Here is a 10,065-nt window from a genome sequence, read left to right as displayed (position 1 = left end):
AGAGGGTGGTCGTGCTCAACTGGGTGCAGGCCAGCAGGATCAGGGCCAGGCCGCCCCATCCCGCGATCGCAGCAGGTATTGGCCGTAGTCGGCGCCACTGCCCGGCGGTGAGGGCAACCAGGCCGCCGACGGCCAACTGCCAGGCCCGCGTGGGCAGCGAAAAAAACGCCACGGAGGGAATCCAGTAGGTGACCGCCAGCGAAAGCGTGAACGACACGGCCCCTACCAACGCGAGGACTACCAGATACGGAGTTTGCGACGAGGTGACGTGGGTCCGGGTGCGCCGGCGCAGACGCCGGATGAGCCGGATGAGCCAAGCCGTACCGATAATCAAGGCCGGCCACACCAGGTAGAACTGCTCCTCAACGCCTAATGACCAGTAGTGCTGGAACGGCGATGGCGGCATATAGGGAGTGAGGTAGTCGACGCCTTGTAGAACGAACCGGTAGTTGCCGACATAGAAGGCGCTGGCGATGCCGTCACCGATGACCGTGCGGGCCTGAAACGGGGGTAACAGGACAGCCGCGCCGATCGCGGTGATAACGCCTACCGTGGCCGATGCCGGCAGCAGTCGGCGGGCCCGCGCCCCGTAAAAGCGGCGCAGCCGAACGGTGCCAGCGGTGCGCACCTCCCGCCAGAGCAGCCCGGTGATGAGGAAGCCCGAGATGACGAAGAACACGTCTACGCCGATGTACCCGCCACCGACACCAGGCACCTCAGCGTGAAAGAGGACCACGGCTAAAACCGCGACGGCGCGCAGGCCCTCGATGTCCGGGCGAAATTCCCTCCGTGCTGAGCGGCCACCCTGCCCCGCTCCGTCAGGGCTAGCACTGTCGGCCTGCTGTAGGGTCGCGGGCTTGGTAAGAGGACGCATCCGTTGAATACTTACATTTCGGCAAAATCGAAGGGCTGATTTCGGAAATTTCTCTAGTCCAGCAGGATTTTTCGGTGTTCACGCGCTGGTCAAACCACCGGCCGAGCAGCCGATTCCGCCAAGCGGACCCGCCGCTGTCGGTCGGCTTGCGCGGGCGCGAGCTCTTCGCTCATCGGTTCCGCCAAATCACGAATGGTGCCAAATGGTGGTGAGGGCGCGTGGGTCATCTGTCACGCGCAGCTCATTGCGCTTAACACGCAATTTGCTTGTGCGCGCGGGGTTTTGCCCGGCGAGCCGAACGTTTCTGCGAAGGGGCAGCGTCAAGCCCTTGGGCCGGACGGTCGCGCGTTGAGGCCGCACAGGGACGATTCGTTAGTCGATCTGGCCGGTCAGGTCGAACTCGGTCAGCGTGCGCGCGGCCAGCTCACGCAGAGCGGACTTCGTGTTTTCGGCGCCCGGTTGGTAGGCGAGGACGGTGATGACTATCTTGCCCGGAATACGCAAAGACTGCACGTTGACTTGGCCGCCCGTTCGCTCAAGCCACTGTCGGGTTACGCCTTGCCTGGGCCCTCGCGCCCATCCGTACTCGGCGTCGGTGCCATCGAGGCGGTTCACCACCGAGCCGAGCTCGCCGAGATTGGAATAAAACACCGGGCGATCGGGGTGGGTGAACCCCGCATCGACCATCCGTTTCAATGCCCACTTCGGGAGGAACGGGACCAGCCACAGGGGCTGGCGCTCGGCTGGTGTGTGTCGCAGAGTCGTGAGCGCCTGGTTGATGGCGGCGCGGACGTCGCGCAGATCCGTCGCGACCCGCGTCGGGTCCACGCTGACGCGCGCAAACGACACAGCGACGGCGCGCGTATCACCCTCGGCACGATCGCTGACGGGGAGTTGCAAGGTGACGGCGCCGTCACTTGCGCGTCGCCGCCCCATCCGCTCCCCGAGTTTCGCAGCCAGCGCCGCGGCCAACGTATGCCTGTTTCCGCCAAGGGCGTTCGCGCGGGCATCCCAATGGTCTGCGTCGATGGAGATCGCGATACCCGGCACGACGACAACGTGATCCGCAACGCTCCCACGGGGAGCGACGGGTCGCGATGCGGGTGACCGGGCGGTACCCGGCCGGCGACTGGCCTGTTTTCGGGCCTGCTTTACCGTCGCGACAAGTGCCCGGGCAATCTCGGGTGCGTCCCGCGCCGTTTGGCGGGCATCCTGAAGCACCGCCTGCAGTCGAGTGCGTGAACGCGGCGGCGGGTAGCCAAGATCGCGCGTGTTGCCCTGGAGCGCGTCAAGCAGCGCGACGACAAGCCCGAGCCCGTCGAGCAGGTAGTGGGAAATCACCAGGCTGACCGCGGTCGAGCCGTCGGTCAGTGGAAGGACGCCGAGATGCCAGCCTGGCCCGAATTCCGGATCAACGGGTAGTTGTGAGCGTTCATCAGCCCAGTCACTGAGTTCAGCACGTGGACGGGCGCACTCAGCCATATCGATCTCCGGCCCCCGATCTGAGACCCACCGATGCCGGGCAAAAGGCAACGGCGAACACTCGATACGCCTTGCCAACAACCCGTGACCGAAATTGTGGTGAAAACGCCTCAACCCATCGAAATCGATTGGGTGCTCATAAAGCCACAGGACCTGCATGAGTTCTTTGATGGCGGCGGCGCGATGCCCTGCGAACAAGGCTTGGTCCAGCAACGCGAGCCGATTGTCCTGGCGCGCATCACCGTTGGATGTGCCGCTGATAAAGGATGGAGAGCGATTCACTAGATCAAGTAGAACACGCGAACCGCTGGGCTCAGACGCGAACGGTGGCGACGGCGCCTCATGCCTTGGCGAAGCAGTACATCCGGTACGAGAGTCGCCCGCTTTGCAGGTTCCGATAGACCTGCGAGTTCCGCACGTCCGCGTTATCGCGGGTTAGACCGAACAGAAGTCTCAGCATCCGGCGATCGATCAAGTCCGGCCACTCCTGTGAATTTCTCTCCATCCCGCGGATAACTTCCTCATTGATCTCCCTCGGCTGGGAAAGCATTCGCATCGGTGCGCCGGCCAGCGCCGCCTCCCAGTCGGCAATATGCTCTCGAAAGCGGGCGTCGGTGTATTGGAAATGCCCTCCAGGGCGTAGCACGCGCGCCACTTCAGCCAGGAAACGAGAAAACTGAGGATAGTGGATCGATGATTCGACATTGATCACCGCGTCGAAGGATTGGTCGGGGAAGGGCAGGTTCTCGGCGTCGCCTTGCACGAACTCCAGGCTGGCCAGGTTGTGTCTTTTTCGGCAGAAGGCGATGGCGGCCGAGTTCAAATCCAGTGCCGTGTAGGAGGCCGGGTGGAAGGTCCGCGTGAGGTAGGAGGCTCCGCCGCCGTGGCCGCAACCGACTTCCAGCACCTGCTTGCCGCTGATATCTGCCTGAGTCGCCGTGCGGTGGTAGAGCTGGATGCTGTACCGATGGGGCTCGTCGGAGGCTTCCAGCGGCACGGCCATCGGCGGATCTTCCTCGTAGCCGTAATTGAGGAATAAAACATCGCGGGCGGCAAGTCGGCGGGTGAAGTAGGGGTAAATATACTTCTGTCCCTGTTGGTGGAGCCTCCACACGGTTGAGGGAATCACTTGGTCTTTGCGTGGCATAGGCAGAGTATGGCAGCGAAACGACTGCGATGCGGTTGTTTGCACCCGCGGAAATGAGCTCATGTACATGTGACCCATCGACGATGTGAAGGTTGTCGCCGTGGTAAATTACACGCCCACCTTGCCGGCCTGCCGCACCGCCGTTCCACCGCGGCTACGTGTGCACCTACGTCCGTAGGCCTGCGCGCCGGAGCCTCTGTGCTGGCATCCAATTCACCTTTGCCAGCCGATTCGCCGTCGAAGGCAATGGCATCCGGGCGCTTGCCCGAAGCTTGTGGATTCCAGGTCGAGGGGTATTGAGGTTAGACTGCGAAGTTAGCCGGGGACGCGATGTAACCGCTTTATTTCGCGGGACGCGCACGGGACGTGAAAGGTCAGGACCTGCCGATGCCTGAGGGCGTGTTTGGGCGTAGCGACGCCGAGATCGACCTTTTGGTGCGCGGCATGCGGTCGGGGATCGCAGTTGTGGGCTTCGGCTACATCGGCACGGTGATCGGTGCCGTGCTCGCTGATCGCGGCTGGCCTGTGACGGGAATCGACGTGAGACAGAACGTCGTCGACGAAATCAACCTGGGCAAGACCACTGTGCCCGAGCCAGGGCTCAACGAGCTGGTCTCCAACAACGTACGAGTCGGCCGGCTTCGCGCCACGACCGATTTCGGCGTCCTCGCGGAAAACGACTTCGTCATTGTGACCGTCGGTACGCCACTCGGTCCGGACTTCGAGCCCATCGTCGACGACATCGAGGCAGCGGCGCGGGCCGTGGGGGAACACCTGCACGCCGGCCACCTCGTCATCCTCAAGAGCACGGTTCCACCCGACACCACCGAAAATCTCTTTAGGCCGATCGTTGAAGAGGCGTCAGGGCTGCGGGCCGGCGTCGACTTCGGGTTGGCGTTCTGCCCTGAACGGCTCGCCGAAGGTCAAGCCATCCACGAGCTGATGTCGATCCCGATTGTCATCGGTGCTGTCGATGAGCGCAGCGCTCGCGCCTGCACCACATTGTGGCGACACGCGCTGGGAGTGGAGTCCATCGTCGTCGACGATCCGCGGACCGCCGAGATGGTCAAGCTTGCGGACAACGTCTGGATCGACCTGAACGTCGCGCTCGCGAACGAACTCGCCAAGGTGTGCGACGGGCTCGGCATGGACGTACTCCAGGTCATTGAAGCCGCGAACACGATGCCCAAGGTCAACCAGAATGTGAACATCTTGAGGCCGAGTATGGGCGTCGGTGGCTACTGCTTGACGAAGGATCCGTGGTTCGTCAACCATCTGGGGCAGTCCCTCGGGTTGGACCTGGCGATTCCGCGGACCTCCAGGACTGTCAACGACACGATGCCGGCCTACACCTACGGCCTGCTCAAGCAGCTACTCGCCGAACAGGGAAAGGCGATCGAGACCAGCCGGATAGCGGTGCTGGGCATCGCGTTCAAGAACAACACCGGCGATTGCCGACTCACGCCCACCAAGTACGTCGTCGCGTTGTTGGAAGAGTCCGGCTGTGACCTCTCGGTCCATGATCCATGGGTGGGCGCCGAGGAGGCCGCGACCGTGACGAAGATCCCGCTCACCGCAGACATCGAGACAGCGGTCGAGGGTGCCGATGCCTTGGTGGTCCTCGCGGGCCACCGCCAGTTCCAACAGATCCCACTGGCCCGGCTCGCGAACCTGGTGGCAGCCAGGTGCGTGTTTCTCGATGGACGCAACAGCTTCGATCCAGCGGCGGTGCGCGCCGCCGGCTTCGTCTACAAGGGGATTGGCCGGTAGCTATGTCCAATGTCGTCGTAACGGGCGGCTATGGCTTCATCGGATCGCACTTGGTCTCCGCGTTGTTGGACCGCGGAGACACGGTCACCGTATTCGACTTCGCCAAGAACACCCGCGACACCAGCATCGACTTCGACCGGCACCCCAACTTCCGGTTCGTGCCCGGCGATGTCACCGATATCAGTGCGCTCGAAACAGCGCTGACTGCCGGCGTCGACACGGTCTTTCACCTGGCGGCGATTGTCGGCGTCAGAAACTATCTCGACGATCCGCTTCGAGTTCTCGATGTCAACGTGACCGGCACGCGCAACGTCCTCGAGCTGAGCCACCGCCACGGAATACGCGTGATGTTCGCCAGCACGTCTGAGGTGTTCGGGAAAAACCCGAACCCACCGTTTAGCGAGGACGACGACCGCGTCCTCGGTTCGACAAGGACCGCGCGCTGGAGCTACAGCACCAGCAAGGCCATGGCTGAGCACCTCGTCTTCGCGATGCATACGGCTCACGCTCTGCCGGTGACGGTAGTTCGCTACTTCAACGTCTACGGCCCGCGGCAGAACCCGATTTTCGTGATCTCGCAGAGCATTCACCGGATCCTCAATGGCCGCCCGCCGTTGCTCTACGATTCCGGCGACCAGACACGTTGCTTTACCTATGTCGACGACGCGATCGCCGGTACCTTGCTTGCCGCCGGGAGCAGCGCCGCAATCGGTGAGGCCTTCAACATCGGGAGCATGACCGAGACGACAGTTCGTGACGCTCTCGCGTTGGCGATCAAGATCGCGAATGTCGACTCGGTGTCCAGCGCCGAAGCTGTTGATACTGGGGCGCGATACGGGGCTGGCTATGAGGACATCCCTCGTCGTATCCCCGACTCGACGAAAGCGCAGCGGGAGCTGGGATGGCGCCTGCAGGTTGATATCGAAGAAGGGATCCGCCGCACCGTCGATTGGGCGCGGGCCAACCCGTGGTACCTCAATGAACCCGCGGGCAACCAGACGTAAGACAGCAGATGAGCTCGGAATCGGTTGTGCGACCAGGCAACCGCGCAGTTACCCACCATCCAGACGAGTTGAGCTTTCAGCCGCGCAGCCAAAACTTCTGGATCTCAGGATGATAGCGCGGGTATCGGGTTAAACTGCCGTGGCGGCTGGGCCGGGGGCGGCGCGGCCGCTTTCATTTTGCAGAGCGCGCACGGCAAGTTGAATAGTTAGGATCCGCGGTGAAATTTGCGCTGGCAAGCTATGGAACTCGCGGCGACGTCGAGCCCTGTGTAGCTGTCGGTCGGGAGTTGCTGCGCCGTGGGCACGAGGTGCGCATGGCCGTCCTGCCAGAGCTCTTTGGTTTCGTTGAGTCCGCCGGGCTTGCGGCAGTCGCTTACCGGCTGGATACGCAGACCATTGAGGAAGTGGCGCGCGACTTCTGGACAGGTTTCTTCCGCCACCCCTGGAGAATCCGGAAGCTGATCCGGTTGTCGCGCGAAACTTCGGAGCTCGTTGTCCAGTGCTGGGAGGAAATCAGCAGGACGCTGACGTCGCTGGCCGACGGCGCCGACCTGCTGTTCACCGGTCTGGCTTTCGAGGCTCCCGCTGCCGATGTTGCGGAGTATTACGACATTCCGTTGGCCGCGCTGCATTACTTCCCGCTGCGGGCCAATGGCCAGCTCCTTCCATTTTTGCCGGCACCGTTGACCCGCTCCGCCATGACGGCGTTGGAGTGGTTGACTTGGCGCCAAGCGAAGAAGGTCGAGGACGCGCAGCGTCGTGAACTGGGCCTGCCGAAGGCAACGCGTCCCTTGGCGCGGCGGATCGCCGAGCGCGGATCGCTGGAACTTCAGGCCTATGACGAGGTGTGCTTTCCCGGTCTGGCAGCCGAATGGGCGAAATGGGATGGCCACCGACCCTTTGTCGGCGCGCTGACGATGGAGTTGCCAACCGATGCCGATGAGGAGGTCGCCTCGTGGATCGCCGCGGGAACACCGCCGATTTGCTTTGGGTTTGGCAGCACGCCGATCAAATCTCCGGCCGACACGATCGCCATGATCAGCGCGGCTTGCGCGCAGTTAGGCGAGCGGGCGTTGGTTTGCTCCGGCTGGACTGACTTCGGTCACGTCCCCGATTCCCAGCACATCAAGGCGGTGAAGGCGGTGAATTATGCAGCGACCTTTCCTGCCTGCCGCGCGGTCGTGCACCACGGTGGCTCGGGCACCACAGCCAGTGGCCTGCGCGCCGGCGTCCCCCAGCTGATCCTTTCAGCATTGCCCGATCAGCCGATCTGGGCGGCCCAGCTCAAACGACTGAAAGTTGGCTCTGGGCGGCGCTTTTCGACAACTACGCAGGAATCGCTGGTCGCCGACCTGCGCACCATACTGGCCCCGCAATACATGGCCCGGGCTCGCGAGATCGCCACCAGAATGAGCAAACCCGCCGAAAGCATTGCGGCCGCCGCCGATCTTGTTGAAAATTTCGCCCGCCTAAGGCGTGTTGGTTGATCGGTGAAGGCTGGCGGCCGGTGACCAGCGCGGCCAACTCTGGCAGATTGTCTCGGCGTGGGTTATCGGGTGGGGAACTTTGTTCGTCAGACCGGTGTGGCATGCCGAGAGTCACTACTATTGCTGCATGAAACCGACGACACTGCTGTCTGCTCGGTGCGCGTCGAATTCGGCGCCTTGCGAGCAGACAGGTCTTCGTGGCATTTGCAGTTCAGACCTCGGGTCGTGGGTGTATCGGTACTGCGCGCGGATTGCACGCATGCCACACGTTTTTGTGGCGCCCAATTTCTAGTCGGGGAGAGCCAAGTGAACGAGGTTATCAAAGGTTGCAAATTGTGCGGATCTGCTGGCCCACATCAAACTATTGTAGTTCGTGAGATGCTGTTTGGAACCCGAGAGCCGTTTGAATACTTCAGCTGTACTGTGTGCGATACGTTGCAGATTGTTAATGTGCTCGAGGATGAAGAGCTCAGGCGCTATTATCCCCCAAATTACCACGCCTACAAGGTTTCAGCTCAGCCGAAAGTCCTCCGATGGCTGTTTGCGCAGCACGACCACTTTAAGTTGCAGACTGGCGGTCGGCTGGTCGGTGCCCTCATAGCGAAGCCCCTACCGGAAGGTATCGTCCACGCTGCCGCGGGAGGAGACGTCGTCAGGATGTTGGGTCAGCTAGCGATTGGACGCGATGCGCGAATCCTGGATGTCGGTTGTGGTGGTGGCGCGCTGCTTGACCGGTTGGCCAAAGTTGGATTCAACAACTTGTCTGGTGCCGATCCGTTTATCGCGGCCGATGGCGAGACACCCTTAGGCGTGCCACTGATGAAGCGATATTTGACTGAAGTGACTGGCGAATTTGATCTCATTATGTTCAATCATTCGCTGGAGCACGTGCCTGACCCGGTTGCGACGCTTAAGGACGCATACGAGAGGCTCGCTGCTGGAGCTATTTGCTTGGTTCGCCTGCCGACGACCTCATCCGAAGCGTGGACTATCTATGGCGCGAACTGGGTACAGATCGATGCGCCTCGACATATCGTTATACCTTCACGACGAGGAATGGCGATTGCGGCTGATAGGGCCGGGCTACGGGTGGAGAAGACGTTTGATGATTCGACTTTAGGTCAATTTATCGGCAGCGAAGGCTACCGGCGTGATGTTCCATTGACGGACCCCAAAATCCTTCGGATGTTTGGGCCCAAGCAAATCTGGGAGTGGGAAAAGCGCGCAGAAGAGCTTAATCGGCAGGGCCGTGGTGACCAGACGGGTTTCGTCTTACGAGCCAAATGAGTGAGTTGGGGAAACGGGCGCCGCACAAAGCCGCAGGATCCTTCGCCGCCAGCTCATGGGCTGCCGATGCCCATGCCGTTGGCCAGCAACAAAACTCCAACCACTGCGAAGATGGCTGCCAGGATCGGCCGACGGTGAGGCCGCGCCCAGTCGTGCACCAGTCGCACTGCCGCTAGGGTTCTCGCAGGTGTGGTCAGATAGCCGACGAGGACGATCTCGATAACCGCAAGCATGCCGACGAGGAACGCAATGACCGCGCTGACCTGCGCGCCGATCGCGGCTCCCGATGCCACGACGATAGCGAGTAGGAGCACAACCCCGTCGAGTGGTGGTCCCGATGCGAGGCCGATCACCAACGCGACCCACAACGATCCGTTCTCCCATGCATTGCGGGCGCGCGCGAACAGGCGCCCAATCGCAGACCGGCCCTCCGTCGGGTGATCCTGCCCGTGGCCGAGCAGCCGCGAGATGGCGGTCGGTGTCTTCGAGTCCAGCACCAGGGTCGACGTATTGCCGCCCGGCGTCGGCAGCTGGGCACGCTGACGCGTCCAGGAGCGTACTGCAATCAGCGCGGCGATCGATAGCGCGAGCACACCGAAGCCGATTTGGATGTGCCGGCCGGTGGAGCTCGTGGTCGCGTTGTCGAAATGTTGCCTGAAAGAGCTGAACATGTGTGTGGAGTTCAGCACCGTCAGCGGAACCACCAGTGTGGGAATGCACGCTGTCAGGCTGCCGGCCCCGTAGGCGAGCAGGTTTTGCACGGGCCGTGGCCGGGAGATCACTAGAAGGGTGACGCCGAGCCGCACCGGATCTAGCGCCACCAGAAGCCCGAGCCCCAGCACTGAGCTCAACATGGCCGGAACCCTACCGTGCTTGGCTCTGATCTGTTCGCTCCTTCGGCGCTTCCCTAGGTGGTCCTGGGCCAGCTAGCGCATGATTTCGTTGCGACCGTGAGAGCCTCGGACATGCAGCCTTCTGGCGCCTGGCCACGTGCTCAAGAGCGCTTCCCGTTGA

At 62.3% G+C, this 10,065-nt stretch carries 8 protein-coding genes; 4 read left to right on the top strand and 4 right to left on the bottom strand.

Annotated features, from left to right (window positions below):
* From MFM001_RS23525 to mtf2, 3 genes are all read right to left on the bottom strand, one after another.
* On the bottom strand, positions 1 to 874 hold an 874-nt coding region (locus MFM001_RS23525), incomplete at its 3' end, for an acyltransferase (RefSeq protein ID WP_142760729.1).
* Positions 875 to 1,246: 372 nt separating this feature from the next.
* On the bottom strand, positions 1,247 to 2,638 hold the full coding sequence (locus tag MFM001_RS23520; RefSeq protein WP_192887039.1) for a hypothetical protein: 1,392 nt from the start codon (positions 2,636 to 2,638) through the stop codon (positions 1,247 to 1,249).
* A 58-nt stretch (positions 2,639 to 2,696) separates the two neighbouring features.
* Positions 2,697 to 3,503, bottom strand: a complete 807-nt coding sequence (gene mtf2, locus MFM001_RS23515) for a fatty-acid O-methyltransferase Mtf2 (RefSeq protein ID WP_116377654.1) — start codon at positions 3,501 to 3,503, stop codon at positions 2,697 to 2,699.
* 465 nt (positions 3,504 to 3,968) lie between these two features.
* Here mtf2 and MFM001_RS23510 point away from each other — a divergent pair, with 465 nt between their 5' ends.
* The 4 genes from MFM001_RS23510 (at position 3,969) to MFM001_RS23495 (ending at position 9,051) form a co-directional block, all read left to right on the top strand.
* Complete coding sequence (locus MFM001_RS23510; protein ID WP_238159373.1) at positions 3,969 to 5,273, top strand: nucleotide sugar dehydrogenase; 1,305 nt, start codon at positions 3,969 to 3,971, stop codon at positions 5,271 to 5,273.
* A 2-nt stretch (positions 5,274 to 5,275) separates the two neighbouring features.
* Positions 5,276 to 6,277: an NAD(P)-dependent oxidoreductase gene (locus MFM001_RS23505; protein ID WP_116377653.1), complete on the top strand. Its 1,002-nt coding sequence runs from the start codon at positions 5,276 to 5,278 to the stop codon at positions 6,275 to 6,277.
* A gap of 218 nt (positions 6,278 to 6,495) precedes the next feature.
* A complete protein-coding gene (locus tag MFM001_RS23500; RefSeq protein ID WP_116377652.1) occupies positions 6,496 to 7,764 on the top strand; it encodes a glycosyltransferase in 1,269 nt (422 codons plus the stop codon).
* A 378-nt stretch (positions 7,765 to 8,142) separates the two neighbouring features.
* On the top strand, positions 8,143 to 9,051 hold the full coding sequence (locus MFM001_RS23495) for a class I SAM-dependent methyltransferase (RefSeq protein ID WP_116377651.1): 909 nt from the start codon (positions 8,143 to 8,145) through the stop codon (positions 9,049 to 9,051).
* Between the two features lie 53 nt (positions 9,052 to 9,104).
* Here MFM001_RS23495 and MFM001_RS23490 read toward each other — a convergent pair whose 3' ends face one another.
* Positions 9,105 to 9,905: a GAP family protein gene (locus tag MFM001_RS23490; protein ID WP_116377650.1), complete on the bottom strand. Its 801-nt coding sequence runs from the start codon at positions 9,903 to 9,905 to the stop codon at positions 9,105 to 9,107.
* Between the last annotated feature and the right edge of the window lie 160 nt (positions 9,906 to 10,065).

Origin of the sequence: Mycobacterium sp. MFM001 (genome assembly GCF_003402475.1) — a bacterium.
Lineage (GTDB): Bacteria > Actinomycetota > Actinomycetes > Mycobacteriales > Mycobacteriaceae > Mycobacterium.
Note: the sequence above shows the minus strand (reverse complement) of the source record. Positions and strands in the feature narration are given on the sequence as shown.

Coding starts and splice junctions, on each gene's coding strand:
- mtf2 (WP_116377654.1), bottom strand. CDS start 3,503: ATGCCACGCAAAGACCAAGTGATTCCCTCAACCGTGTGGAGGCTCCAC.
- MFM001_RS23505 (WP_116377653.1), top strand. CDS start 5,276: ATGTCCAATGTCGTCGTAACGGGCGGCTATGGCTTCATCGGATCGCAC.
- MFM001_RS23495 (WP_116377651.1), top strand. CDS start 8,143: ATGCTGTTTGGAACCCGAGAGCCGTTTGAATACTTCAGCTGTACTGTG.
- MFM001_RS23490 (WP_116377650.1), bottom strand. CDS start 9,905: ATGTTGAGCTCAGTGCTGGGGCTCGGGCTTCTGGTGGCGCTAGATCCG.